We start from the raw sequence: 25,271 nt of genomic DNA on the forward strand, positions 1-25,271 counted from the left end.
GAAGCAGAACCCCTTCAGGAGGTGGAGAGCATGCCCCGCACCGTCACCGTCGGCCTCGACGGATCTCCCGAGAGCCGCGCGGCGGCCGACTGGGCCGCCCGTGAGGCCGCACTGCGCGGCCTGCCGGTGAAGCTGGTCCACGTATGGGAGCCGGTGCCCGAACCCTTCGCGCAGGCCCCGCTGCTCGGCGTCGAGACGCAGCAGCACTGGACAGAGCGCATCCCGCGGGAAGCCGCGGAAGCGCTGCGGGAGCGCCACCCCGGGGTCGAGGTCGTCATCGAGCAGGTCAGCGGCCGCCCGGCCGAGGCCCTGTCGGCCGCGGCGCAGGACGCCGAGCTGCTGGTCCTCGGATCCCGCGGGCTGAGCGGCGTCGGCGGGTTCATGGTCGGCTCGGTCGGCCAGGCCGTCGTGGCCCACACCCTGACCCCGGTGGTCCTGGTCCGCGCCCCGCAGCCGCCCACCGGACACCGCACGAAAACCCCGGCGCCCGCGTCCCCGGACCACCCGGTCGTGCTGGGCCTCACGGTGGACAGCCCCGACGACACCCTCGTGGAATTCGCCTTCCACGCCGCTGAACTGCGCGGAACGTCCCTCCGCGTCGTCCACGGCTGGAACCCCCCGCCCTACTACGCCTACGGACTCGCCGCCGACCTCGAACTGCACCAGGAACTGTCCCGCCAGCAGGCGTCCGCCCTCGCCGACGTGCTGCTCCCGTGGCAGCAGAAGTTCCCCGCGGTCGAGGTCACCGCGGAGTCCCACTACGGATCGGCCGCCAACCTCCTCACCGACGCCTCCCGCGATGCATCCCTGGTGGTCGTCGGCCGCCGGGTCCGCCGGAACCCGATCGGCGCGCACATCGGCTCCGTCGCCCACGCCGTGATGCACCACGCCACCGCCCCCGTCGCAGTCGTCGCCCACCACTGACGCACGCGCCACCGCACACGAGGAGCAATCGTCATGAAGGCAGCGGTCGTAAGGGAGTTCGGGGCACCTCTGGTCATCGAGGAGCGCCCCGACCCGGAGCCCGGCCCCGGACAGGTCCGCGTACGGGTGGAGGCCTCCGGGCTGTGCCACACCGACATCCACGCCGCGCACGGGGACTGGCCGGTCAAGCCGACCCCGCCGTTCGTACCCGGCCACGAGGGCGTCGGCCTGGTGGAGGCCCTCGGCGACGGCGTCACCCACCTGTCCCTCGGGCAACGGGTCGCGGTCCCCTGGCTGGGCAAGGCGTGCGGGCGCTGCGAGCACTGCCTGTCCGGCTGGGAGACTCTCTGCGAGAGCCAGGTCAACACCGGCTACGGCTGCGACGGCGCGTACGCCGAGAAGATGCTTGCCTGGGCCGACTTCGCCCAGCCGGTGCCGCTGGGGATCACCCCGCTGGAGGCCGCCCCACTGACCTGCGCGGGCGTGACGACGTACAAGGCTCTCAAGGTCGCGGACGTCAGGCCCAGTCAGCTGGTCGCGATCTCCGGCGTGGGCGGCCTCGGCCATCTCGCCGTGCAGTACGCGAAGATCGCCGGCGCCACCGTCGCCGCGATCGACGTCACCGACGAGAAACTGGAACTCGCCACGCGGCTGGGCGCCGACCTCGTCATCGACGCCCGGACGGAGAACGTCGGCGAGGTGCTCAAGCGGCACGGCGGCGCCCACGCCGCCCTCGCGCTCGCGGTGGACGACGCGGCCTTCGAGGCCGTCAACTCCGGCCTGCGGCGCGGCGGCAAGCTGGTCATGGTGGCCCTGCCCGCGCACGGCACGGTCCGCGTGCCGATCTTCGACACCGTGCTGAACGGCACCTCGGTGATCGGCTCGATCGTCGGCACCCGGCAGGACCTCGCCGAGGTCTTCCGGCTCCACGCGGCCGGCCGCACGGAGGTCGTCCACGAGACCCGCACTCTCGCATCCGTCAACGACTGCATCGACGAGGTCCTGCGCGGCGAGGTCAAGGCCCGGATCGTCTTCGATCTGGACACGGGACGGTGAGAACGATGGAACTGCCTGTCGTCGTCGGTGTGGACGGCTCCGAGCCGAGCCTGCGGGCCGTCGACTGGGCGGCCGACGAGGCCGCCCTGCGCGGTGCACCGCTGCGGCTCGTGTACGCCTCCCTCTGGGAGCGGTACGAGGGCAGCGCGCTCGCCGCCGACCTCGGCGGGCCCTCGGCGGACGTCACCGCCGAGGCGATCCTCCTGGCGGCCGCCGAGCGGGCCCGGCTGCGTCGGCCCGAGGTCGAGGTCACCACGGACGTGCTGCCCGAGGAACCCGAGTACGCGCTGGTGAGGGAGGGACGCAACGCCGCGTTGCTGGTGCTCGGCACCCGGGGCCGCAGCGGTCTCGTCGAGACGCTGCTCGGCTCCGTCAGCCTGACCGTCGCCGCCCACGCGGACTGCCCGGTGATCGTGCTGCGCGGTGCCCACGACAACCAGGTGCGGCCCCACTCGCACCGCCGTGTCGTGGTGGGCGTCGGCGAGAAGGCGCCGGAGTCCGCCGCCCTGCGCTTCGCCGTCCAGGAGGCCCGGCTGCGTCACGCGCCCCTGGAGGCCGTACGCGCCTGGCGCTGCCCGGCACACGAGAGCACCGACCACCCCCTCCTCACCGGCGAACCCGCCCGGCTGCACGAACAGCACGCCGCCGACGTCCTGGAGGAGGCGCTGACGGACGTACCGGCCGACGTGACCCTGCATCGCAGCACGGCGGAGGGCCCGGCCCGCCGGGTGCTTCTGGCCGCCTCCTGGGACTCGGACCTGCTGGTCGTCGGCGCCCGGCGCGGCAAGGGACACCGCGGACTCCAGCTGGGGCGGGTCGCCCATACGGTGCTGCACCACGCCCACTGCGCCGTCGCGGTCGTACCCGAGCGGGCGTGAGGGGACGCGCCGGACGTCAGAGGAGGTCCGCCGCGTGATCGGGGACGTAGGTCTGGAGATCGCGCGGCGGGCGCACGTACCCGGTCGAGGCGGGCCGCTCCGGCAGTTCGAGGACCGGTGGCGGCACATCGTGGTACGGCAGGGAACCGAGCAGGTGGGCGATCATGTTCAGCCGGGCCCGGCGCTTGTCGTCGCTCTCGACCACGAACCAGGGAGCCTCGGTGATGTCGGTGTGCACGAGCATCTCGTCCTTCGCCCGGGAGTAGGCCTCCCAGCGGGTGAGGGACTCCAGGTCCATCGGCGACAGCTTCCAGCGCCGCAGCGGGTCCTGCAGACGGCGCCGGAACCGCTCCTGCTGCTCGGTGTCGCTCACCGAGAACCAGTACTTGCGCAGCAGGATGCCGTCCTCCACCAGCATCCGTTCGAAGATCGGGCACTGCCGCAAGAACAGCCGGTACTCCTGGTCGGTGCAGAACCCCATCACGTGCTCCACGCCGGCCCGGTTGTACCAGGACCGGTCGAACAGCACGATCTCCCCGGCGGCCGGCAGATGCTCGACGTACCGCTGGAAGTACCACTGGGTGCGCTGCCGCTCGGTCGGTTTCGGCAGCGCGGCGATCCGTGCCACGCGGGGGTTGAGGTGCTCGGCCAGCCGCTTGATCGTGCCGCCCTTGCCCGCCGCGTCGCGTCCCTCGAAGACCACGACCAGCCGGGCGCCCTCCGTCCGGACCCACTCCTGAAGCCGCACCAACTCGCCCTGAAGGCGCGCCAGTTCCTTCTCGTAGGTCTTGCGCGGCACCGCCGCTTCCTTGCCCGACATGCCGCCTCCACCGCCCGATGACCCGTGCCGACCGCGTCCGGAGCCGGTGTCCGCGGTCGGACACCAGGACGCCACCGTACTGACCGGGGAGGAGGCGCGCACCCGGGGCGGCCGGGCGACTTCCCCGGTGGGCCGGATCGGCTCCCAAGCCGGGTTTCACGGACGACGGGCCGTTCGCCTCGTAGGGGCCGGCCGTCCTCGCACAGCTCCGCCCCGTTTCGGCCCGGGCGGTGTGACGGGCACGTCGGCTCGATCAGGGCCGATCGGCCCCCCGCGCGGTCCCGGTCAGCCCTGTGCCCGCCGTCCTCGTCGCCGCACCATTGAAGTGTCATCTGCGAGGAGGACAGCCATGACGGACGACCTGCTCGAACGGCCCACGGTGCATGCGCTGCTCGCCGACGGCACCACCGTGTGCATCCGCCCCGTACGGCCCGCCGACCACGACCGGCTGCGGGGGCTCTTCGAGGAGATGTCACCTGACAACCTCCGGCTGCGGTTCTTCGCGGCGAGCCGGCGTTCTGCCACCCTGTCGGCCGACCGCGCCTGCGCCCCGGCCCCACCCGGTCACCGTGCCCTGCTGGCCGAGACGGACGGCCGGGTGGTCGGCCTCGCCGAGTACGACGCCGGGGGAGCCGAGGACGGCGCGGAGATCTCCATCGCCGTCGCCGACGGACTGCACCACCGGGGCGTGGGCACCCTGCTGATCGAGCACCTGGCGTCGACGGCGCGCGCCGAGGGCATCACCACGTTCACCGCCGACGCCCTCAGTGAGAACCAGGAAGTGCTGCGCCTCTTCGCCGACTTCGGTCTGCACGTCTCCCGCCGCTTCGAGGGGCCGGAGGTCCGCTGCACGGTCCGACTCGACCAGGACGACGCCTATCTGTCGGCCGTCGAGGCCCGGGGCAGGACCGCCGACGTGGCCAGCCTGATGCCCCTGCTGAAGCCGTCCGTGGTCGCCGTGGCCGGCGCCGGGCGCGACCCCGGATCCGTGGGCCGGGCCGTCCTCGACCACCTGCGCTCCGGAGTCTTCACAGGCCGGCTCCTCGCGGTGAACCCCGCCGCCGACTCGATCCTCGGCGTGCCGTCCTACCCGTCCGTCGCCGCCCTGTCCGAGAGTCCCGACCTCGTGATCGTGGCCGTACCCGCCGCCGCCGTCCCCGACGTGGCCGAGGAGTGCGGGCGGGCCGGGGTGCGCGCCCTGGCCGTCGTCACCGCCGGACTCGACCGCACCCAGGCGCGGCAGCTCCTGGCCTCCTGCCGCACCCACGGCATGCGACTCGTCGGACCCAACTGCCTGGGCATCTGCAACACGGCCGCCGAGTCGGGTCTCGACGCGACCTTCGCCGCCGGCCACCCCCGCCCCGGGACCGCGGGGGTCGCCGTGCAGTCCGGGGGAGTGGGCATCGCACTCCTGGACGGCCTGTCCCGGCTGGGCATCGGCGTCTCCTCGTTCGTCTCCCTCGGGGACAAGTACGACGTCAGCGGCAACGACATGCTGCAGTGGTGGGAGAGCGACGGCCGTACCGACCTCGCCCTGCTGCACCTCGAATCCTTCGGCAACCCGCGCGCCTTCTCCCGCACCGCCCGACGGGTGACCCGCCGTATCCCGGTGCTCACCGTCGACGCGGGCCGTACCGACGCCGGTCGCAGGGCGGCCGCCTCGCACACCGCTGCCGCCGCCACCCGCACCATGACCCGCGCCGCGCTCTTCACGCAGGCGGGCATCACCGCCACCCGATCGGTGGGAGAACTGCTCGAAACGGCGGCACTGCTCCACTCCCAGCCGCTGCCCGGGGGGAGCCGCGTCGTGATCGTCACCAACGCGGGCGGTGCCGGAGTCCTCAGCGCCGACGCCTGCGCGGAATCCGGGCTGGCTCTCCCCTCGCTCGCCCCCACCCTGATCGACGAACTGCTCGACGTGTTGCCGGACGGCGCGTCCGTCACCAACCCTGTCGACGTGACCGCCGCGGTCTCCGAAGAGCAGCTGACCCGGTGCGTCGACCTGCTCACCCGGTCTCCGGGCGTCGACGCCGTCGTGGTGGCCCTGGTGCCCACCGCGGTGGCCGCGGCCACCGGTGACGACCTCGTGCGCGCCCTGGCGCGGGCCCTCCCACGGCGGGAGCGCCCGGTGCTCGCCGTGCGGCTGGAACAGGACCTGCCCGTCCGGCTGCTGCCCGCCGCCGACAGCGGCGCGATCCCCTCCTTCGCCGACCCCCTGGCGGCGGCGCGGTCGCTGGCCCACGCGGTCGCCCGGGCCGCCTGGCTCGCCCGGCCCGCGGGAGTCGTCCCCGACCTCGACGACGTCGAGACGGTACGCGCCCGCACGGTCGTCGAGGAGTACCTGACCGCCCATCCCGACGGCGGCTGGCTCGACCCGCGGACCTGCGCCGACCTGCTGGCCTGCTACGCCGTCCCGCAGATCCCCTGGGCGTGGGCCGAGACGGAGGACGACGCCGTACTCGCCGCCGACCGGCTGCGCGGATTCGACGGCCGGGTCGTGATGAAGGCCCACTGGCCGGGGCTCCTGCACAAGTCCCAGCAGCACGCCGTCCACCTCGACCTGCGCGGCACGGCCCAGGTGCGGGCCGCGTTCCGCGACCTGGAGACGCGCTTCGCCGGGCTGATGACCGGCGTGGTCCTGCAGCCCCTCGCCTCGCGCGGCACCGAGCTGTTCGCCGGCGTCGTCCAGGACGAGGTCTTCGGCCCGCTCGTCCTCTTCGGACTCGGCGGTACGGCCACCGAGGTGCTCGCCGACCACGCCGCCCGCCTCGCCCCGCTCACCGACCACGACGTCCACGAGCTGATCACCTCGCCGCGATGCGCCCCGCTGCTGCTCGGCGCCGACGGCGGCCCTCCCGCCGATCTCGAAGGTCTCGAGCAGGTGCTCCTGCGGCTGTCCCGCATGGCGGGTGATCTGCCCCAACTCGCCGAGGCCGACTTCAACCCGGTCCTCGCCACGCCCGGCCAGGTGACCGTCCTCGACGCACGGATCCGGCTGCTTCCGCGTCGGCCCCACGACCCCTACCTGCGTCGACTGCGCTGAGGAGGTGACGGACGGGAAGCCCCGCACGGTGTCGCCGACGACCGGCTGCGGCGACTGTCAGAAAGGAGGCGGACACCATGTCCGGCAACGTACTGGTGGCCTACGGAACGACGAACGGGGCGACCGCGGAGATCGCGGACGCCGTCGCCGAGGTACTGAACAAGAACGGCCTGACGGCCGAGGCACTGCCCGCCGCCTCCGTGCCGAGCGTCGAACCCTACGACGCGGTGGTCGTGGGCGGCGGACTGTACGCGGGGCGGTGGCACAAGGACGCGCGGCGTTTCGTGCGCCGGCACCGCGACGAACTCGGGAAGCGGCCGGTGTGGTTCTTCAGCAGCGGTCCGCTCGATCCCTCGGCGTCCGAGCGGACGGTACCGCCCGTGCCCGGTGTGCAGCGGGCCATGACCCGACTGGACGCCCGGGGGCACGTCACCTTCGGCGGATGCCTCCGAGAGGGCGCCAAAGGGCGGGTGGCCGGCATGATCCTCCGCTCCGGAAAGGGCGGCGACTACCGGGACTTCGCCGCGATCGAGGCGTGGGCGGGCGGTGTCGCCGACGCCCTGACGGTCGAGTAGGAGGAAGTCGGCAATGCGTCGGCTCCGGCACCGGGCGAGAACGGGCGGCCGGCGCGGACGGCTGACCCCGAACGCGCACGCCACGGTGGCGCGATGTGCCGGGGGACCACCCGGCACGGGCGCAGGGCCGGACGGCCCAAGCGGAACAGGCGGCGACTGGACAAACTGGATGTGAGAAGCGGTACGACACGCGGACAGAGGACGGTGAGCGACACCATGAAGGGCTTCGTCTTCCACGGTCCCGGGCAGTCCGCCTGGGAGGAAATCCCCGACCCCGCCATCAAGGAACCCACCGACGCCATCGTGCGGGTCGACAGCGTGACCATCTGCGGCACGGACCTGCACATCCTCAAGGGAGATGTGCCGGAGGTGCGGCCGGGCACGGTGCTGGGCCACGAGGCCGTCGGCGAGATCATGGAGGTCGGCGGCGACGTCCGGACCGTACGCCCGGGCGACCGCGTACTGGTCTCCTGCATCACCGCCTGCGGGCGCTGCCGCTTCTGCCGCGAGGGCGGCTACGGCCAGTGCCGGGGCGGAGGAGGCTGGATCCTCGGCCATCTGATCGACGGCACCCAGGCCGAGTACGTCCGCGTCCCCCACGCCGATCTGTCCGTGCACGCCCTGCCCGGCGCCATCGAGAGCAAGGACGCCGTGCTGCTGGCGGACATCTTCCCGACCGCCTACGAGGTGGGTGTCCTCAACGGGCGGGTGGGCCCCGGAGACACCGTCGTGGTCGTCGGGGCCGGACCCGTCGGCCTCGCGGCGATCGCCACGGCGCAACTGTTCGCGCCCGAGCGGATCGTCGCCGTCGACATCGCCGCCTCCAGGCTGGAGGCGGCGAAGCGGCTGGGAGCCCATGCCGTCGCCGTAGTGAGCGAGGATCCCGAGCAGCTGGTCGCCGATCTGACCGACGGTCTCGGCGCCGACGTGGCCATCGAGGCGGTCGGCGTGCCCGAGAGCTTCGAGATGTGCACGCGCATGGTCCGGCCCGGCGGCCACGTGGCCAACGTCGGCGTCCATGGCAAGCCCGCGACGCTGCACCTGGAAGACCTGTGGATCAAGAACGTGACCATCACGACCGGCCTGGTGGACACCAGTTCCACGCCCACCCTGCTGCGGATGGCCGCCGCCGGCCGCCTGCCGACCGCCCAGCTGGTCACCCACACCTTCCCGCTGGACCGCATGGAGGAGGCGTACGACGTCTTCGCCCGCGCGGCCGACACCGGCGCCCTCAAGGTGGTGCTCGGCGGGCAGCCGCATGAGGAGATCGCCGTCCGGGCGACCTGACACGAGGACGTGAAGAGCCATGACCGAACGGACACAGACCGACGCGGCCCAGCGCCGGCCCTCGAGCGACCTGGGCCGACGGGTCGCCGCACGCCGCGACCAACTCGGGCTGACACAGGAGGAGACGGCCGCGCGAGCGGGCATGGCCGCCGCCTATCTCGCACACCTGGAGCAGCACGCAGGTGCCGCCCCGGGCGCGGGCACGCTCCTCGCGCTCGCGGGGGCCCTGGAGACCACCGTGCCGGCCCTCACCGGAGGCGACACCGACCGGCCGCCTGGTCCCGGACAGGCGGGCCGGACCCCGCGGTTCACGGAACTGAGCAGGACCGAGTGCGGTGACCTGCTGTCCACCCACGGTGTCGGAAGACTCGCCCTCCAGACAGCTCAGGGGCCGACGATCCTCCCCGTCAACTACACGGTCGTGGACGGCACGATCGCCTTCCGTACCGCATACGACGCGACACCCGCCCTGGCGTCCGGCGAAACCGTCGCCTTCGAGGTCGACCGCATCGACGACGCGTTCAGCGAGGGCTGGAGCGTCCTCGTCCGCGGCCACGCGCACGGTGTCACGGACCCCCTAGAGGCGGCCAGGCTCGCCCGGCAGTCCTACAGCACGCCCTGGGCCGGCGGACGCCGCGATCTGTGGCTGCGCATCGAACCGTACGCCGTCACGGGACGCCGGATCGAGACCTGAGCCGGGCCCTCCCGCCGGAAACCAGGGACCGATGGTCCCTGGTGCGGGGCCGGTTCGCCCTTCGACCATGAGACGTGCCGTAGCGCCGGGCGGGGTGAGAGACGAGAGAGCAGATGGACGCCAACGACGGATTTCGCGAACTGGGAACGCAGGAGTGCCTGCGTCTCCTGGCCACCGTGCCCGTGGGGCGCATCGTGTACACCCGGCACGCGCTGCCCGCCGTACTCCCGGTCAACTTCTGCCTCGACCGCGACGGCGCGGTGCTGGTCCGCACGTCCGCTTCCTCGGATCTGGTCGGCGCGATCGACCGGGCGGTGGTCGCCTTCGAGGCCGACGCCTTCGACGGGGTCGCACACTCCGGCTGGAGTGTCGTGGTCACGGGAGCGGCGGCCGTGGTGGCCGACCCGGCCGAGCACGCCAGGCTCCTCGCCACCGGGCCGCGTTCCTGGGTGCCCGCGCCCGAGGAGGTGTTCGTACGCATCGATCCCGAGCTGGTCACCGGACGCGAGGTCGTAGGCGGACGCACGCTGTACGGGGTGCGCTTCCCCTCCTGAACGCCCTTCGGCGGTACGGCACTTCGGGGGACGGATGGGTGCGCCGCGACGTGAACGGAGCGGCACCGCGGGGGATCGGTGCCGCTCCTGATACCACTGTCCCTCATGTCACGCCGTTCCCACAGGTGCCGTTCGGCCCCCTGTGGCCGGGCCGGACGTCCCTGGTGTCCCCGGCCCGCGGGCAACCTCGCGGCCACTCCGGAATCGCTCGGGCTACTCGGCAGCGCGGGCGCCGTCGGCGGCGACGGTCAGGCTGTTGACGACGCCGATCACGCCGTCCACGCGATAGGTGTGCCGGAGGGCGAGAGGGATGTCGCCGGGGTCCCGGACGGTGCCCCTCAGCGTGACCGTCCCGTCCCGGACGGAGACGGTCACACCGCTCGCGGGCAGCCCCAGGACACCGCCCACCACCTCCTCGCGCACGTCCCGGCAGATCTCGCCGTCCGTGCGCAGGAAGACCCGCAGCAGATCCCGCCGGGTGGCGATGCCGATCAGCCGGTCCTCCTCGTCCACCACCGGCAGGCGCTCCACGCCGTGCCGTTCCATCACGCGCGCGGCGTCCGGGATCCGCTGCTCGGGATGCACGGTGACGGCGGGCGTGGACATCAGCTCCGCCGCGGCGACGGCGCGCCCCCGCGATGTGCCGAGACGGGCGAAACCGTCGGACGGGCGGCGCCGCCCGAACCGCATGACCCGGAGCCCGCCGGGCCGGGCCGCCTGGTGGCGGACCAGATCCGTGCCCGAGATCACTCCCACGACCTTGTCGTCGTGATCGACCACGGGCAGCCCGCTGATCCGGTGCCGTTCCAGCAACCGCACGACGTCCTTGAACGAGGTGTCCCGGCGTGCCTCGACGACGTCGCGGGTCATCACCTCACCGACCGTGCGGGCCATGGCACCCACATCCCTTCCGCCTGCGGTCCGGCCGGGCGGCCTCTGGGGACGGCGGCCCGGCGTACGACCTCAGCCTTCCCCGCCCACGGTGGCGGCGGCAGGTGCCGAGCGTCCCGCGAGGGGGACCGACCCGCCCACGGTCCGCCGGACGGACGGCAGGGACGGAAGGGGCACATGGTCCCGGCGGCGGCCTCTCGCGGGCGGGCGACGGGTCCCGGCCGCGAACGGGGAACCGGCCCCGACCCGCTACCGCGTCCTCGGCTCCGAGTACTACCGTGGCCACATGATCGGTATGGATGTCCGTGCGACCTGAGGAGCACACGTGGGAAGCCCCGAGGACGTCCGCGTACGTCTGCCCCACCTGCGGCTGAACGAGCTGCTGGAGGAGTTGCAGGCACGGCTGGACGCGGCTCGCGGCACCCGCGACCGGGTGCACAGCCTCCTGGAGGCGGTGCTGTCGGTAGGCCGTGAACTGGACCTGGAGCAGGCCCTGCACAGCATCGTGGAGGCCGCGGCGGTCCTCGTCGACGCGGAGTACGCGGCCCTCGGCGTGATCGGCCCGGACGGCAAAGGCCTCTCCGCGTTCCACACCATCGGGGTGAGCGACGAGCAGATCGCGAAGATCGGCCCCTTCCCCGAGGGCCACGGCATCCTGGGCGAGCTGATCAGCCACCCCGAGCCGCTGCGCCTGGCGAAGATCAGCGAACACCCGTCCTCGTACGGCTTCCCGCCGCACCACCCCCCGATGAACACCTTCCTCGGCGTCCCGATCCGCGTGCGCGACCAGATCTTCGGCAACCTGTACCTGACCGAGAAGCACGGAGGTGCCCAGTTCGACGAGGAGGACGTCTCGGTCACGCTCACGCTGGCCGTGGCCGCCGGCGTCGCCATCGACAACGCCCGGCTGTACGCCGAGTCCCGGCTGCGCGAGCGCTGGCTGCAGGCGAACGCGGACATCGCACACAGCCTGATGTCGGGGGGAACTCCCGCCGAGGTCCTCGGCCTGATCGCGGAGCGGGCGGGGGAGATCACGCAGTCTGCTCTGGCGGCGGTCGCGCTGCCCATGGAGGACACCGGTTCGCTCGCGGTCGAGATCGCGGTGGGGATGGACGCCGACGCGCACCGCGGACTCGTCCTGCCCATGGACCGGAGCCTGATGGGACTGGCGTTCTCAGCAGCGGCCCCCGTCTCCACCGCGGACGTCACCCAGGACGACCGGATCTGCCCGGACCCGCCGCGCTTCGGCGGACTGGGACCCGCGGTCGCCGTACCCATCGGCACCGGCGAGGCGGGCGCGCGCGGCGTGGTGCTGCTGGCGCGCGAGGACGGCGGACCGGCGTTCACGCAGACGGAGACGGAGACCCTGAAGGGCTTCGCCGCCCAGGCGGCCGTCGCGATGGAACTGGCGGAACGCCGTCAGGCCGCCGAGCAGGTCGCGGTCCTCGAAGACCGTGACCGCATCGCCCGCGACCTGCACGATCTCGCGATCCAGCGCCTCTTCGCCACCGGTATGACCCTGCAGAGCGCGGGCCGCTTCATCGAGCACCCTCAGGCCTCCGAGCGCGTGGCGCGCGCGGTGGACGACCTCGACGAGACCATCAAGATCATCAGGTCGACGATCTTCGGCCTGCGGAGCCGTGACGGTTCCCGGGAAGCCGGCCTGCGGGCCCGCGCCGTGCGCATCGTCGGCGAGGCGGCGCCGGTCCTGGGCTTCGCCCCCAGCGTGCGGATGGAGGGCCTGCTGGACACCGACGTGCCCAGGGAGACCGCCGAGCACGTGGTGGCCGTTCTCTCCGAGGCCCTGACCAACATCGCCCGGCACGCCCGTGCGAGCCGGACCGAGGTGGTCCTGGCCACGGACGGGCGGGAGGTACGGCTGACGGTCACGGACAACGGCGTGGGCGTCCCGGCCGGGGGCCGGCGGAGCGGGCTGCGCAACATGGCCGAGCGCGCCGAACAGTCTGGCGGCGGCATGGAACTGGACGTACCGGAGGGCGGCGGTACCGCGATCACCTGGCGGGTACCGCTGAGCAGGCCGTAGACCGCGGGCCGACATTCGTGGGCCACCCGTCGGCCGCGGTGCGGGCAGTACGCCACGCACGGCGTCCGCCAGGCCCGCGGGACGCACGCCTCCCCGCGGGCCGTCCCGGCCCCCGCGCCGCCGGCCGTGCGAGCTGCCCGATGGCCTCGGACACCGCACACTGGTGGAGTGACCGGCATGAGCGACCGCCCGATCGCCGACTACGCGCTGCTCTCCGACTGCCAGACCGCCGCGCTGGTCAGCCGTGACGGTTCGGTCGACTGGCTGTGTCTCCCGCACTTCGATTCCCGGTCCGTCCTGGGGCGCCTGCTCGGCCCCGAGGCGGGGCACTGGTCGATCCGCCCGGCCGGCCCGCACACCTCACGGCGGGAGTACCTGGACCGCACTCTGGTACTGCGCACGGAGTTCCGCACCGACGGGGGACTGCTCACGGTCACGGACGCCCTCGCCTCCGGACTCGACCAGCGCGGCCACGACCTCGGCCGCGACGCGCCGCACGCCCTCCTACGCGTGGTGGAGTGCGTCGAGGGCGAGGTGGAGATCGACATCGAGTTCGCGCCGAGACCCGAGTACGGAGTGGTCCGCCCGCTGCTCATCGCGCAGGAGGGCGGACTGCACTGCCGAGGAGGCCCCGACACGCTCGGCCTGTGCAGCCCGGTGCCTCTGCGGATCTCCGACATGGCCCGCGGCCGGCACGCGATGCGCGCCGGTGAGAGCGTGGCGTTCGCGCTGCACCAGGTGCGCGCGGGCGGCGGCCCCGAGCTGTGGACCCAGGAGGACATCCACACGCACCTGCGCGACACCGTCCGCGGCTGGTGCTCCTGGTCGGAACTCCACCAGACGTACGAGGGTCCCTGGGCGCGACTCGTCCAGCTGAGCGGCCTCGTCCTGCAGGGGCTCACCTTCCAGCCGACCGGGGCGATCATCGCCGCGCCGACCACCTCACTGCCGGAATCGGTCGGCGGCGTACGCAACTGGGACTACCGCTTCGCCTGGGTCCGGGACGCCTCCTTCACCCTGGACGCCCTGTGGGTCGCGGCCTGTCCGGACGAGGCCGAGGCGTTCTTCCGTTGGATGGCGCACGCCGCCGCGAGTGATCCCAGCAGGCCCGCGCCGATGCAGATCATGTTCGGCATCCGAGGCGAACGCGACCTCAGTGAGCGCCAGTTGCCGCATCTGCCCGGCTGGCGTGACAGTCGTCCGGTCCGCGTCGGCAACGACGCCTGGCAGCAGCACCAGTTGGACGTCTACGGCGAACTCCTGTCCGCCGCCCACCGGTTGCGCCGGTACCTCGGCGATCTCGACGCCCCGACCAAGGCGTTCCTCGCGGGCTGCGCCGACGCCGCTGTCACCCACTGGCAGTCACCCGACCAGGGCATCTGGGAAATCCGCGGCGAGCCGCGGCACTTCGTGTACTCCAAGCTCATGTGCTGGGTCGCCGTCGACCGCGCGATTCGCCTGGCCGACGAACTCGACGCAGGCGAACGGGTCGCCGAATGGTCGCGGGCCCGGGACGAGATCCGCACGGCGATCGAACAGCACGGCTGGAGCGACACGGCGGGCGCCTACACGCAGAGCTTCGGCTCCGACGTCCTGGACGCGTCCGTGCTGACGATGCCCATCGTCGGGTTCCTCGCCGCCGACGCACCCCGGATGCGCGCCACCATCGACGCCGTCCGGGAACGACTCACCGGCCCGGACGGGCTCGTCCACCGCTATCTGCCCCCGGACGACGGTCTTCCCGGCGGCGAAGGCGCCTTCCTGCTCTGCACCTTCTGGCTGGCCCAGGCCCTCGCCCTCGCCGGAGACGTCGAAGCGGCGCGCGACCTCTTCGAGCGCGCGGCGGGCTGCGCCAACGATCTCGGGCTGATGTCCGAGGAGGTCGACCAGGTCGGCGGGGAACTGCTCGGCAACTTCCCCCAGGCCTTCAGCCACATCGGCCTCGTCAACGCCGCGTGGGCCATCCACCAGGCCACGCTCTTCGACGCCTGACACCGCTCAGGGAGGCATACTCGGCGGCCAAGAGACACGTCAGGATCTCTGTCCGGCGAGAGCCGTACGTGTATCGCGGTCCGGGCTCCTCCTGCGGAACGGTTCGGACCGGAGAGGCGGAGCCGGTGGTGCCACCGAAAAGACGTGGTCCCTCCTGACCCCGGGTGTGATCATGTGCGGATGCTCTTCCGCGCCGCCACGGCAGACCCCGCAGACCTCGACCGCGCCACCGCCTACGCGGCCGACGGGCCCATACTCGCCCTGGCCGCGGAGAGGATCCGTGAAGAGCTCGCGAGCAACCAGTTCCGTCCCGAATGGATCTGGTTCGCCGAGGACGAGCGCGGGGAGATCCTGGCGCGCGCCCTGTGGTGGGGCCGTGCCGACAGCACGCGGCCGATCGCGCTCGACTGCCTCCAGGTGCGTGCCGGTGTGGCCGACCCGGTCGCCTTCGCCTCCGGACTGCTCGCCGCCGGCCACGCCGCCTTCGGGGCGCTGCCCGTCTACAACGTCTCCCTGCCCGCCGACTGGCGGGACAGCCCGGCCCTGGTCGAGGCGGTGGATTGGCGCAGGGAAGCGGCGGCCGAAGCCGGCCTGAGCAACGAGATCGAGCGTCTGCGCTTCGAGTGGACCCCGGCCGCCGGGGTCCACGAGCCCGCGGGGAAGCTCGTCTTCCGGGACGGTACGGACGAGGAGTTCCTGGACGCGTTCGTCCGGCTCTCGGCGGGGAGCCTGGATCTGCACACGCGGAACGAACTCCGGTCGATGGACGCCGAGCAACTGGCCCGCGAGGACATCGAGTTCTACCGTGACTGCCCCGGCGAGCGCTCCTGGTGGCGCCTCGCCGAACTGCCGGACGGCACCCTGGCGGGCCTGGCCATCCCCTCGGCGACCCCCTACCACCGCAACGTCGGGTACCTGGGCGTGGTCCCAGAGCTGCGCGGACAGGGCCTGATCGACGAGATCCTCGCCGAGATCACCCGGTTCCACGCCGGCGAGGGCGCCGACCGCATCACCGCCACGACGGACACGGTCAACACGCCGATGGCCGCCGCGTTCGAGCGCGCGGGCTACGAGACGACGGAGATCCGGCTCGTCCTCGAACCGCCGGCCCGGTGAGCGCGGATGTCTCACGTGGTCGTTCGTTGATGCGGCATGATGCCGGATCGTGGGTGCTGATCTGTCGCGTCGGCTCGTGCCGGACGAACTGTGGGAGCTGACCGTTCCGTTGCTGCCGAGGTTCAACTCCCGTCCGCAGGCCGGTGGTACGGCTCCAGTGGACGAGAGGGAAGCCACTTCCTTGCCTTCTTCGGCCTTGCCGCAGCCCTGGCCTGCTGCAAGCGGCTCGCGAAACTCGCCATGTGAGGCATCCTCTAAGCCTTGATCGGCGCGGCCGACCGGGCGGCCTGCTCGATCTTCGCGCGGTGGGCTGCACGGGCATCCTCGTCGATCCGCTGCTCGTGTTCGGCGCGCAGTCCGGTCCGGCCGTCGAGGCCTTCGCGCAGGATGTCGGCGTGACCGGCATGCCGGACGGTCTCGCTGAGGACATGGGTCATAACAGCGAACAGGTTCGTTCTGGAGTGAGGCTCCGGCCACCAGGGCACGTGTCCGGAGGCGTCGAGGGGAAGCCCGTTGATCGTCGCGTCCGAGTGTTCCCACGTGCGCTGGTAGAACCCGATGATCTGATCGCGAGTCTCGTCCTCGGTCGCCCACTGATCGCTGCCGTCGGAGTCCTGCCACGGGGACAGCGGTTCCGGGGAAGGGCGGTAGAAGACCTCGCCGAAGTACCTGGCCTCGACGGTGGCCACGTGTTTGACCAGGCCGAGAAGGTTGGTCCCGGTCGCTGTCAAAGGTCGGCGGGCGTCGTATTCGGACAAGCCGTCGAGTTTCCAAAGCAGCGCCTGGCGGTCCCGCCGCAGTCTCCCGTGCAGATTGTCTTTCGCGAATTCATCGATCATGCGGCATGAGCCTGCCATGGGCTGCTCGTGGTCTCCAGATCCGGCACGTGGTCCGCAACGGCCGGCAGAGCTGCGTTGGACGTGCCCGTGAGTGATCAGGGAGACGGCGAGGCCGAGGAGGAAGGCTTCGTGGATGCCGTCGTGCTGTTCCCAGCGGATGCGCAAGCGGCGACAGCCGCGGCGGGCCGACAGTCACGTGATCAACAGCTCTTGCTGGAGCCAGTAAGCCCATAGGCCCGCCTTACGGGAGCGGGGGGCCTGTGCCGGCGATGGCCGGAAGGGTGGGGTATCCGTCGTTGCGGCCATCGCGGTGGCCGCCAAGGATGGACACCATGACGCAGCGGCCCGCGTCGCCGGGACTTCGGCCCACGATGTCCCGGCGGACGCGACCGCTGAAGCCGGCCATGGAAGGGCAGACAGTGCAGATCGCGATTGTCCTCTTCGAACGCTTCACCGCCCTGGACGCGGTGGGACCCTACGAGATGCTCTGCCGTATCCCCGGCGCCGACACCGTCTTCGTGGCCGAGCAGCCGGGCCCCGTACGCAACGACCGGGGCGACCTGGTGCTCGTCGCGGAGAAGCGACTTGAGGAAGTGGCGGCGCCCGAGATCGTCGTCGTGCCCGGCGGACCCGGCCAGTCCGCCCAGATGGAGAACGAGGCGCTGCTCGACTGGCTGCGCACCGCCGACCGCACCAGCACCTGGACGACATCGGTCTGCACGGGCTCCCTGCTGCTCGCGGCGGCCGGGCTCCTCCGAGGACGCCGGGCCACCTCGCACTGGCTGGCGCTCGACACCCTGGCCGCGTTCGGGGTCGAACCGACCGGCCAACGCGTCGTCACGGACGGCAAGTTCCTCACCGCGGCAGGCGTCTCCGCCGGGATCGACATGGGCCTCACCCTGGTCGGCAAGGTGGCCGGCGACGACCACGCGCAGACCGTCCAACTGGCGACCGAGTACGACCCCCAGCCGCCGTACGACGCCGGGTCACCCGAGAAGGCCCCGGCCGGGCTCGTGGAGAAGCTCCGTGCCGGAAGCCGGTTCATCCTTCAGTAGGGCCCGGCACACAGGCGTTGCTCCGCGTCTGCCGAGGGACTGCTCCTCATGTCACGCGGGGCTGCGAAGGAAACGAGAAGATGAGCGTCGCGCCGACGGGTCAGGCCGTACCAGAGGGTTGCACCAGCGTCGCGCCGTGGGCGGTCACGGTCGACACCGGAGGGACGCTCGACTTCGTCACCCCCGCGTTCGGCGGTGAGGAGATCGCTCGGGTACCGGTGGAGGACGGCAGAATCGGTCACGGCGAGACCGGGTCAGCGACACGGTCGTGCTTCGACCTGAAGGTCGACGGGGGCCGTGACGTCGCCTTGGACGTCCGCGTCCAGCGGGTCAACGCCACGGTGGAACGGCTGGTCGAAGCCGGTGCCTCGGTGCTGCGGATCAGGGACGAGCCGGACGAGGGGTTCTGTGCCGCCGCGATGCAGGACCCCGAGGACAACGAATTCGACGTCGTCTGAGGGGCATTGAGCCTGAGGGGCCCGCGGCGGTGATGGTCTCACCCCTCCACGGACGAGACCAGCGCAGTCGCCCCCCCCCAGGTCTCCATGCGAGGTGCCGTGCGGTTCAGTGTGTGTCCGGCTGAAAAACCGCGCTGCGCGTTGCTCAGGCATTCCATCCCGGAACTCAACTCCTACTAAACTTAACCGGTTTGGCTCGGGCGGTTGCCCTGGCGGAAGTCTCCTCCTAGCCTCTCTCCCAGTCGCTGGTCGAAGACATCCGCCATCACTCCCGTATCACCGGTTCGGGAAACAAGTGGCGGTCTTCAGCGGTGACGCGCCGTCCCGCTGTCCGGTGTGAGCCGCACGCCGGACACCCGGGCAGCGGGACCTCATCCAGGTCCGCGTACTCCCTGTCGCCGACCCGGCCCGGGTGTGCGAAAGGGCCGACACGTCCGTGCCCCGCCCGGGGCCGGCCGGGCGAACCGTACGGACAGCCCTGCGCTGAATGTCAGTGCCGTACGACCGAAACGCGTGTCGGGCGCGGTCCACACGAGCGATCACCTTGGGAGCAGCAATGAGAAGAAGACTGGCCACCGTCGCGGGAGCGTTACTGGCCATGGCGGTCTCGCCAATGGCCGTGCCGACCGTCGCGCAGGCGCAGGCAGAACCGGGGTTCCACGTCAGCGACGGCCGTCTGCTGGACGCGAACGGGCAGGACTTCGTCCTGCGCGGCGTGAACCACGCCCACACCTGGTACCCCACCAGGACGTCGCAGGCCCTCAAGGACATCAAGGCGCTCGGGGCCAACTCGGTGCGGGTGGTCCTCGCGACGGGGGACCGCTGGACCAGGAACGACGCCTCCGACGTGGCCGCGGTGATCAGCGGGTGCAGGCGGAGCCGGTTGATCTGCGTCCTGGAGGCGCACGACACCACCGGGTACGGGGAGCAGGCCGGGGCGGTCTCGCTGTCCCGGGCGGTCGACTACTGGCTGAGCATCCAGGACGTCCTGAAGGGCCAGGAGAAATACGTCATCGTGAACCTGGGCAACGAACCGCACGGCAATTCCGGCTACTCGGCGTGGACTTCGGACACGCAGACCGCCATCGCGCGTATGCGGGCTGCCGGATTCGGCCACACGCTCATGGTGGATGCCCCCAACTGGGGTCAGGACTGGTCGTTCACCATGCGGGACAACGCCGGGAAGGTGTTCACCGCCGATCCCGAGCGCAACACCGTCTTCTCGATCCACATGTATGGAGTCTTCGACACCGCCACCGAGGTGAACGACTATCTGAACCGGTTTACCTCGCAGCATCTTCCCATCGTGGTAGGCGAGTTCGGCGATGCGCACTCGGACGGTAATCCCGATGAGGACGCCGTCATGGCCGCCGCCCGGCGCCTGGGAGTCGGCTACCTGGGCTGGTCTTGGAGCGGCAACGGCGGCGGGGTCGAGTACCTCGATCTGGCAGCGGACTTCGACGCCTCCCGGCTCACCGCCTGGGGCCGGCGTCTCTTCGAGGGCGCCGACGGCATCAAGCAGACCGCACGCGAGGCCAGTGTCTTCGCCGCGGACCCGGACGACGGCTCGGCCGACGGGAGTTGCGCGGTCGGCTACCGGCTCGGCGACTGGGGCAACTGGTTCAACGCGGACGTGACCGTACGCAACACCGGCACCACCGCGGTGAAGGGCTGGCGGCTCGACTTCGCCCTCCCCGGGCAGCAGAGGGTCAACTCCGTCTGGAACGCGAAGGCGACGCAGGACGGCAGCCAGGTACGGGTCGTCAACGAGTCCTGGACGGAGACCATTCCTGCAGGGGGGACCGTGACCTTCGGCTTCAACGGCTCCTCCACCGGAACCAACGGCGTCCCCGCGGCCTTCACGCTCAACGGCGTCGCCTGCGCCGGTAGTTGAGGCACGACACGGATACAGGGCCGCATTCCTTGGGAGTGCGGCCCTGCGAGTGTTCCCGGCTACGAACCGGTCCCGGGAGCCCGGGCGGTGGAGCCCCTGGGGGTCAACGTGGGCGTCGGGGCCTGGTGCGCGCCCGTGTGCGTACCGTCGATGACGTCGAAGAGGACGCGTGCCACCTCGGCGCCGAAGTGGTGTACGTCGTGGCTCATCGCGGAGAGTGTCGGATGGGTGATCCGGCACAGCTGGGAGTCGTCCCAGGCGATGAGGGACAGGTCGTCGGGGACGGTGAAGCCCATCTCGGCGGCGACGCCCGCGCCCGCGACCGCCATGATGTCGTTGTCGTAGACGATGGCGGTCGGCCGGTCGGGGGCGAGGAGCAGCGAGCGAGTGGCGCGGGCGCCCTCCTTCTCGTCGAAGCCCGTCGCGATCTGCTTCGCCTCCTCCAGCCCGAGCTCACGCGTCGTGGACGTGAAGGCACGTGCTCGGATGGCGCTGTGGCCGAGGTTCGCGGGACCGCCGACGCGGGCGATCCTGCGGTGGCCGAGCGCGGCCAGGTAGCGCACGGCCTCGGCCACGGCGGAGGCGTCGTCGGTCCACACGGCCGGGAAGGGGCCGGTCAGCGAGGGGTGGCCCACCGCGACGGCGGGCAGGCCCGTGCCCTGGAGGGACGGCAGCCGGGGGTCGTCCTCTCGGAAGTCCACCAGGATCGCCCCGGCGATCATCCGCCCGCCCCACCAGGCCTTGTAGAGGGCGATCTCCTCGTCGAGGTCGCGCACCAGCCGCAGCAGCAGCGAGCAGGGCCGCTCCACCAGGATGCTCTCGATGCCGGAGATGAAGTCCATGTAGAACGGTTCGAGGCCGAGCAGCCGGGCGGGCCGGCACAGGGCCAGGCCCACGATGTCCACGCGCTGGTTGGACAGGTTGCGCGCCGTGGCGCTGGGTGCCCAGCCCAGCTCGCGGGCCGCTTCGAAGATGCGCTCGCGGGTGGCCGGGGAGACGCCGGGCTTGTGGTTGAACGCCAGTGACACCGCACCTTTGGACACTCCTGCCCGCGCGGCGACGTCTTTGATGGTGACGCGCTCCGGCGCGCCGCTCATGCGGCGTCCACGCAGTACAGGGCGGCCCTCACGTCCTGCACGTCGACCGGGCCGCAGCCGGTGACCCGCAGGCGCGTCTGCTCGCCGGGCAGCAGGGTCTGGGGGCCGCGGTCGCAGTGGGCGGCCGGAGCGATCCGGTCGGGCTGGAGCAGCAGATCTCGGACGAGGGTACGGGCGGTGACCACGATGTCGACTCTATCCTCCTGCCCGTCCACCGGCTTCACCTCGACGTCGTACGCCGGGCGGGGGTAGGCGAAGTCCTTGTCCGGGACGGGGAAGTGGAGTGCGCGCAGCCCGTCCGCGTCGGCGACCAGGAACTCCTTCGCGGACCGTTCGCCCGGGGCGAGGCCGTCGGGCACGGGGAGCCGGACGACCGAGCGGGGTGCGGCCGTCACCTCCAAGACGCTCTCCCGGATCAGGCTGCCGTCCGCCGCGCAGCGCCGCAGGGTCACCGCCGTGCGCCACGGGGTGGCGGACTGGTTGACGCCGGCGAGCACGAGAGCGTCACCGTCGGGCTGCACGGTCAGCAGGCGGTCGGCGTACACCCGGCGCAGCTCGTGGTAGAGCGGCTTCACGCGACCGTCGCCGTCGACGGCGGCCCAGGAGGTCACCGGCCAGCAGTCGTTGAGCTGCCATACGACCGTGCCGGCGCACCGGGGCCAGTGTGAGCGCCAGTGTTCGACACCCGCCGCGACCGCCCGCGCCTGCACCAGCTGGGTCAGGTAGTGCCAGCGGTCGAAGTCGTCCTCGGGCAGCGGGAAATGGCGGGCGAGGCCGCGGTCGAGCTTGCCGTTGCCGTCCTCCGCCTTCTGGTGGTGGAGCATGCCGGGGGAGTCGGGCGCGAGTCGCTCGCCGGGCAGGGCGCGTCGAAGGGTGGCCAGGGCCGGGGGCGCCTGCCAGCCGAACTCCGCGACGAACCGGGGCACGCTCGCCCGGTACTCGGCGTAGTCCTGTCGGTTCCAGACCTCCCACGAGTGATGGGTGCCGTGGGCGGGGTCGTTGGGGTGGTGGTCCCAGGAGCCGGACCAGGGGCTGCCGGCGGCGTAGGGGCGGGTCGGATCCAGTTCGGCGACGATGCGGGGGAGCAGGCCCAGATAGTAGCCCTCGCCCCAGGAGTCGCCCGCGAGGCTGCCCTCCCAGTCCCAGTCGCGGAACCCCCAGAGGTTCTCGTTGTTGCCGTTCCACAGCACCAGTGAGGGGTGCGGCATCAGCCGGACAACGTTGTCGCGGGCTTCGGCCTCGATCTCGCCGCGCAGGGGCTGTTCCTCGGGGTAGGCGGAGCAGGCGAAGAGGAAGTCCTGCCAGACCATCAGGCCCAGTTCGTCGCAGGCGTCGTAGAAGGCGTCGTCCTCGTAGATCCCGCCGCCCCACACCCGTACCAGGTCGACGTTGGCCTCGGCGGCCTGGCTGAGCCGGGTTCGGTAGCGCTCGGCGGTGATCCGGGAGGGGAAGGCGTCGTCGGGGATCCAGTTGACCCCGCGGGCGAAGACCCGTACGCCGTTGACGACGAGAGTGAAGCCGGTGCCGTGCTCGTCGGCCGAGCGGTCGAGCTCGACCGTGCGGAAGCCGATACGACGCCGCCAGGTGTCGAGAGGGCGCCCCGCGTCGTCGCTCACGGTCAAGTGGAGCTCGTAGAGGGGCTGTTCGCCGTAGCCGCGGGGCCACCACCGGCGTGGTTCGGGCACCTCCAGACGCAGTACCGCCTCGTCGCCCATGAGGACGGCCTCGGCACGGGCGCCGGCGATCCGGGCCTCGACGTGCAGGGGGCGCCCCTGCCCCTTGGCGGTGCGTTCGAGTTCCAGGTGCACCTCGACGCGGCCGGTGCCGTGATCCAGGGTCACCAGGGGGCGGACCCGGTCGATGCGGGCGGTGGACCAGTGCTCCAGGCGGACGGGCCGCCAGATACCGGCCGTCACCAGGGTGGGGCCCCAGTCCCAGCCGAAGTTGCAGGCCATCTTGCGTATGTACTGCGACGGTTCGGGATAGACGTTGGGCCGTTCACCGGTGAGGGCACGTACGGCGGCGGCCTCGTCGTAGGCGGAGGCGAAGCGGACCTGCAGATCGCCGGTGCGGCCCGTGACGTCGAAGCGGTAGCGGCGGTGCATGTTGCGGGTCGTGCCGACGGGGCGGCCGTCGAGGGTGATGGAGGCGGCCGTGTCGAGGCCGTCGAACACCAGGTCCGTGCGCTCGTGCGCGCTGTCGTGTGCAAGAGGGCGGACGTAGGTCCAGGCACGGCGGCTCACCCAGGCGAGGCCCGTCTCGTTGAGGCCGATGAGCGGATCGGGGATGGCTCCGGCGGCCAGCAGGTCGGTGTGGACGCAGCCGGGCACCGCGGCCTCCAGCAGCTCCTCGCCGTGGCGCAGGCTCCAGCCCTCGGTGAGCTGCGTGACGTCCTTCATGGTGCGGCTCCAATCGCCTGACTCCGGCCGGTGGGACGGACAACGGCCGACAACCTAACCCGCAGATCAGACTCTGTCCATAAACCGGTCTAGTTCTCCGAGCGGCAGTCAAGTCCGCAGTTCCCGCACGTAGTTGTCCACCAGTCGTCCACTCCGGTAACGATTGGGCATCGTGCTGGAAACCCTAGCTTTACCGGTTAACCCCGAGCTGACATAGTGCCGACATCCCACCCGCAGAGCTGAGCCGCACACCTGAAGGAGCTGGGCACATGGGGAACAAGCAGACGCTCACGGGAGCGCTTCTGGCGCTCACGATGCTGACCGTCGCCGGCTGCAGTGGCCAGGGCGCGGCCTCCGGCGAGGAGGCGAAGGCACCCGCCGACCCCGCAGACGCCTCGGGCACCATCAAGGTCCTGACGCACCGCACCGACCTCGTCCAGGACGGGACGATGGCCAGGTACGCGGCCGAGTTCAACAAGATCTACCCCGAGGTGAAGGTCAAGTTCGAGGCCCTCACCGACTACGAGGGTGAGGTCAAGATCCGGATGAACACCGAGGACTACGGCGACGTCCTGATGATCCCGGCCGTCATCGCCAAGAACGACTACCCCAAGTTCTTCGCCCCGCTGGGCTCCGCGAAGGAACTGGCGTCCAAGTACCGCTTCAGCGACAAGACCGAGGTCGACGGCAAGGTCTACGGTGTCACGACCTTCGGCACCGCCAACGGCTTCCTCTACAACAAGGCCGTATGGAAGAAGGCTGGTATCGCCAAGTGGCCGACCACCCCCGGGGAGTTCGTCGCCGACCTGAAGGCGATCAAGTCCAGGACGGACGCCGTGCCGTATTACACCAACTTCAAGGACGGCTGGCCGCTGACCGCGTGGAGCAACGACATCGGCTCCGTCACCTGTGACGCCGAGGCCAACGACAAGCTCGCCGGTCCGGTCTCCCCGTGGAAGCGCGGCGGCGAGCTGAGCACGATCGACTCGCTCCTCTACGACATCGTCGAGGGTGACCTGTCCGAGAAGGACCCCAGCACCACCAACTGGGAGTCGTCCAAGGGCATGATCGCCCAAGGCAAGGTCGCCACCATGCACCTGGGATCCTGGGCCATCACGCAGATGCGCGACGCGGCGGAGAAGGCTGGCACCGACCCGGACGACATCGGCTTCATGCCCTTCCCGGCACAGAAGGACGGAACGTACTGCGCGGTGCTTGCCTCCGACTACCAGCAGGCCGTGAACGTCCACTCCGACGAGAAGGTCGCCGCAAGGGCCTGGATCGACTGGTTCACGGAGAAGTCCGGCTTCTCGGCCAAGGAAGGCGCGGTCCCCGCCCTGAAGTCAGCCGCAATGCCGAGCACACTCAAGGACTTTGTTGACAACGATGTCACCTTCCTGGAGCGATCCGAGGCGAAGACCGGTGACGTCAACTCCATAGACAACGCGGCCGAGATCGGCCTCACCAAGCCGGACTACCGGCAGAAGCTCGTGGACACCGCGCGCGGCGCGCAGAAGGGCAACCTCGACGACTTCTTCGCGGATCTCGACAAGAGGTGGAACGAGGCGGCCGAGTCCGCGGGTTCCTGACCGTCGGCCGACCCCTGACCCTCACGCGGTACGGCCCTCGACCGGACCAGCGGACGGGGGCCGACC

The 25,271-nt window shown here is 71.4% G+C and carries 20 protein-coding genes; 15 read left to right on the forward strand and 5 right to left on the reverse strand.

All coding sequences use genetic code 11. The features are described from left to right. Positions 1-30: 30 nt before the first annotated feature. From ACFYQQ_RS25700 to ACFYQQ_RS25710, 3 genes are read left to right on the forward strand one after another with little or no spacing between them, the layout of a single operon-like run. Positions 31-924, forward strand: a complete 894-nt coding sequence (locus ACFYQQ_RS25700) for a universal stress protein (RefSeq protein WP_388905227.1) — start codon at positions 31-33, stop codon at positions 922-924. 33 nt (positions 925-957) lie between these two features. Then, entirely contained in the window at positions 958-1,980 is a 1,023-nt protein-coding gene (locus ACFYQQ_RS25705) for a zinc-dependent alcohol dehydrogenase (protein WP_388905229.1), read from the forward strand. Between the two features lie 5 nt (positions 1,981-1,985). Continuing rightward, positions 1,986-2,858 carry a universal stress protein gene (locus ACFYQQ_RS25710; protein WP_356167793.1) on the forward strand — a complete coding sequence of 291 codons (873 nt, stop codon included), beginning with the start codon at positions 1,986-1,988 and terminating at the stop codon, positions 2,856-2,858. A 16-nt stretch (positions 2,859-2,874) separates the two neighbouring features. On the opposite strand, the gene ppk2 is transcribed toward ACFYQQ_RS25710, so the two are convergent. Then, on the reverse strand, positions 2,875-3,678 hold the full coding sequence (gene ppk2, locus ACFYQQ_RS25715) for a polyphosphate kinase 2 (RefSeq protein WP_355793320.1): 804 nt from the start codon (positions 3,676-3,678) through the stop codon (positions 2,875-2,877). A gap of 349 nt (positions 3,679-4,027) precedes the next feature. Between ppk2 and ACFYQQ_RS25720 the strand changes: the two genes are divergently transcribed. The 5 genes from ACFYQQ_RS25720 (at position 4,028) to ACFYQQ_RS25740 (ending at position 9,831) form a co-directional block, all read left to right on the forward strand. After that, complete coding sequence (locus tag ACFYQQ_RS25720) at positions 4,028-6,721, forward strand: GNAT family N-acetyltransferase (RefSeq protein ID WP_388905231.1); 2,694 nt, start codon at positions 4,028-4,030, stop codon at positions 6,719-6,721. A gap of 77 nt (positions 6,722-6,798) precedes the next feature. Continuing rightward, positions 6,799-7,296, forward strand: a complete 498-nt coding sequence (locus ACFYQQ_RS25725; RefSeq protein WP_355794585.1) for a flavodoxin domain-containing protein — start codon at positions 6,799-6,801, stop codon at positions 7,294-7,296. 216 nt (positions 7,297-7,512) lie between these two features. After that, positions 7,513-8,583 (forward strand): alcohol dehydrogenase catalytic domain-containing protein, encoded by a 1,071-nt coding sequence (locus tag ACFYQQ_RS25730; RefSeq protein WP_356240885.1) that lies wholly within the window; start codon positions 7,513-7,515, stop codon positions 8,581-8,583. Positions 8,584-8,602: 19 nt separating this feature from the next. Next, positions 8,603-9,277: a pyridoxamine 5'-phosphate oxidase family protein gene (locus ACFYQQ_RS25735; RefSeq protein ID WP_356167784.1), complete on the forward strand. Its 675-nt coding sequence runs from the start codon at positions 8,603-8,605 to the stop codon at positions 9,275-9,277. Positions 9,278-9,390: 113 nt separating this feature from the next. Continuing rightward, the gene (locus ACFYQQ_RS25740; protein WP_355795357.1) at positions 9,391-9,831 is read left to right on the forward strand and encodes a pyridoxamine 5'-phosphate oxidase family protein; all 441 of its coding nucleotides are present in this window, start codon (positions 9,391-9,393) and stop codon (positions 9,829-9,831) included. A gap of 213 nt (positions 9,832-10,044) precedes the next feature. Here the strand turns inward: ACFYQQ_RS25740 and ACFYQQ_RS25745 are convergent, their stop codons facing one another. After that, on the reverse strand, positions 10,045-10,725 hold the full coding sequence (locus tag ACFYQQ_RS25745; RefSeq protein ID WP_356167781.1) for a CBS domain-containing protein: 681 nt from the start codon (positions 10,723-10,725) through the stop codon (positions 10,045-10,047). Between the two features lie 322 nt (positions 10,726-11,047). Here ACFYQQ_RS25745 and ACFYQQ_RS25750 point away from each other — a divergent pair, with 322 nt between their 5' ends. The 3 genes from ACFYQQ_RS25750 to ACFYQQ_RS25760 all read left to right on the forward strand — a co-directional run bounded on the left by ACFYQQ_RS25750 (position 11,048) and on the right by ACFYQQ_RS25760 (position 15,874). Beyond that, entirely contained in the window at positions 11,048-12,766 is a 1,719-nt protein-coding gene (locus tag ACFYQQ_RS25750; RefSeq protein WP_388905234.1) for a GAF domain-containing protein, read from the forward strand. A 177-nt stretch (positions 12,767-12,943) separates the two neighbouring features. After that, positions 12,944-14,758, forward strand: coding sequence for a glycoside hydrolase family 15 protein (locus ACFYQQ_RS25755; RefSeq protein WP_356167775.1), 1,815 nt, complete (start codon positions 12,944-12,946; stop codon positions 14,756-14,758). Between the two features lie 180 nt (positions 14,759-14,938). Beyond that, the gene (locus tag ACFYQQ_RS25760; RefSeq protein ID WP_356167772.1) at positions 14,939-15,874 is read left to right on the forward strand and encodes a GNAT family N-acetyltransferase; all 936 of its coding nucleotides are present in this window, start codon (positions 14,939-14,941) and stop codon (positions 15,872-15,874) included. A gap of 254 nt (positions 15,875-16,128) precedes the next feature. On the opposite strand, the gene ACFYQQ_RS25765 is transcribed toward ACFYQQ_RS25760, so the two are convergent. Then, positions 16,129-16,713, reverse strand: coding sequence for a DinB family protein (locus ACFYQQ_RS25765; protein ID WP_355794112.1), 585 nt, complete (start codon positions 16,711-16,713; stop codon positions 16,129-16,131). A gap of 419 nt (positions 16,714-17,132) precedes the next feature. Between ACFYQQ_RS25765 and ACFYQQ_RS25770 the strand changes: the two genes are divergently transcribed. The 3 genes from ACFYQQ_RS25770 to ACFYQQ_RS25780 all read left to right on the forward strand — a co-directional run bounded on the left by ACFYQQ_RS25770 (position 17,133) and on the right by ACFYQQ_RS25780 (position 20,120). Beyond that, positions 17,133-17,768, forward strand: coding sequence for a DJ-1/PfpI family protein (locus ACFYQQ_RS25770; RefSeq protein ID WP_356167897.1), 636 nt, complete (start codon positions 17,133-17,135; stop codon positions 17,766-17,768). Between the two features lie 80 nt (positions 17,769-17,848). Further along, positions 17,849-18,226: a VOC family protein gene (locus ACFYQQ_RS25775; protein ID WP_355795297.1), complete on the forward strand. Its 378-nt coding sequence runs from the start codon at positions 17,849-17,851 to the stop codon at positions 18,224-18,226. 556 nt (positions 18,227-18,782) lie between these two features. Continuing rightward, positions 18,783-20,120, forward strand: a complete 1,338-nt coding sequence (locus ACFYQQ_RS25780; protein ID WP_388905238.1) for a cellulase family glycosylhydrolase — start codon at positions 18,783-18,785, stop codon at positions 20,118-20,120. Positions 20,121-20,179: 59 nt separating this feature from the next. Here the strand turns inward: ACFYQQ_RS25780 and ACFYQQ_RS25785 are convergent, their stop codons facing one another. Together ACFYQQ_RS25785 and ACFYQQ_RS25790 are read right to left on the reverse strand one after the other, a co-directional pair. Continuing rightward, complete coding sequence (locus ACFYQQ_RS25785; protein WP_355794293.1) at positions 20,180-21,217, reverse strand: LacI family DNA-binding transcriptional regulator; 1,038 nt, start codon at positions 21,215-21,217, stop codon at positions 20,180-20,182. Next, on the reverse strand, positions 21,214-23,616 hold the full coding sequence (locus ACFYQQ_RS25790) for a glycoside hydrolase family 2 protein (protein ID WP_388905240.1): 2,403 nt from the start codon (positions 23,614-23,616) through the stop codon (positions 21,214-21,216). The genes ACFYQQ_RS25785 and ACFYQQ_RS25790 overlap by 4 nt, the downstream gene beginning before the upstream one ends. Positions 23,617-23,885: 269 nt before the next feature. On the opposite strand from ACFYQQ_RS25790, the gene ACFYQQ_RS25795 reads away from it, so the two are divergent. Continuing rightward, positions 23,886-25,205 carry an ABC transporter substrate-binding protein gene (locus ACFYQQ_RS25795; protein ID WP_356167757.1) on the forward strand — a complete coding sequence of 440 codons (1,320 nt, stop codon included), beginning with the start codon at positions 23,886-23,888 and terminating at the stop codon, positions 25,203-25,205. Positions 25,206-25,271 lie beyond the last annotated feature (66 nt).

The organism is Streptomyces sp. NPDC005496 (assembly GCF_042872045.1).
Lineage (GTDB): Bacteria > Actinomycetota > Actinomycetes > Streptomycetales > Streptomycetaceae > Streptomyces.

What these genes read in the sequence shown, in the direction of transcription:
- ACFYQQ_RS25700 (WP_388905227.1), top strand. Translation starts at nt 31, where the DNA reads ATGCCCCGCACCGTCACCGTCGGCCTCGACGGATCTCCCGAGAGCCGC.
- ACFYQQ_RS25705 (WP_388905229.1), top strand. Translation starts at nt 958, where the DNA reads ATGAAGGCAGCGGTCGTAAGGGAGTTCGGGGCACCTCTGGTCATCGAG.
- ACFYQQ_RS25710 (WP_356167793.1), top strand. Translation starts at nt 1,986, where the DNA reads ATGGAACTGCCTGTCGTCGTCGGTGTGGACGGCTCCGAGCCGAGCCTG.
- ppk2 (WP_355793320.1), bottom strand. Translation starts at nt 3,678, where the DNA reads ATGTCGGGCAAGGAAGCGGCGGTGCCGCGCAAGACCTACGAGAAGGAA.
- ACFYQQ_RS25720 (WP_388905231.1), top strand. Translation starts at nt 4,028, where the DNA reads ATGACGGACGACCTGCTCGAACGGCCCACGGTGCATGCGCTGCTCGCC.
- ACFYQQ_RS25725 (WP_355794585.1), top strand. Translation starts at nt 6,799, where the DNA reads ATGTCCGGCAACGTACTGGTGGCCTACGGAACGACGAACGGGGCGACC.
- ACFYQQ_RS25730 (WP_356240885.1), top strand. Translation starts at nt 7,513, where the DNA reads ATGAAGGGCTTCGTCTTCCACGGTCCCGGGCAGTCCGCCTGGGAGGAA.
- ACFYQQ_RS25735 (WP_356167784.1), top strand. Translation starts at nt 8,603, where the DNA reads ATGACCGAACGGACACAGACCGACGCGGCCCAGCGCCGGCCCTCGAGC.
- ACFYQQ_RS25740 (WP_355795357.1), top strand. Translation starts at nt 9,391, where the DNA reads ATGGACGCCAACGACGGATTTCGCGAACTGGGAACGCAGGAGTGCCTG.
- ACFYQQ_RS25745 (WP_356167781.1), bottom strand. Translation starts at nt 10,725, where the DNA reads ATGGCCCGCACGGTCGGTGAGGTGATGACCCGCGACGTCGTCGAGGCA.
- ACFYQQ_RS25755 (WP_356167775.1), top strand. Translation starts at nt 12,944, where the DNA reads ATGAGCGACCGCCCGATCGCCGACTACGCGCTGCTCTCCGACTGCCAG.
- ACFYQQ_RS25760 (WP_356167772.1), top strand. Translation starts at nt 14,939, where the DNA reads ATGCTCTTCCGCGCCGCCACGGCAGACCCCGCAGACCTCGACCGCGCC.
- ACFYQQ_RS25765 (WP_355794112.1), bottom strand. Translation starts at nt 16,713, where the DNA reads ATGATCGATGAATTCGCGAAAGACAATCTGCACGGGAGACTGCGGCGG.
- ACFYQQ_RS25775 (WP_355795297.1), top strand. Translation starts at nt 17,849, where the DNA reads ATGAGCGTCGCGCCGACGGGTCAGGCCGTACCAGAGGGTTGCACCAGC.
- ACFYQQ_RS25780 (WP_388905238.1), top strand. Translation starts at nt 18,783, where the DNA reads ATGAGAAGAAGACTGGCCACCGTCGCGGGAGCGTTACTGGCCATGGCG.
- ACFYQQ_RS25785 (WP_355794293.1), bottom strand. Translation starts at nt 21,217, where the DNA reads ATGAGCGGCGCGCCGGAGCGCGTCACCATCAAAGACGTCGCCGCGCGG.
- ACFYQQ_RS25790 (WP_388905240.1), bottom strand. Translation starts at nt 23,616, where the DNA reads ATGAAGGACGTCACGCAGCTCACCGAGGGCTGGAGCCTGCGCCACGGC.
- ACFYQQ_RS25795 (WP_356167757.1), top strand. Translation starts at nt 23,886, where the DNA reads ATGGGGAACAAGCAGACGCTCACGGGAGCGCTTCTGGCGCTCACGATG.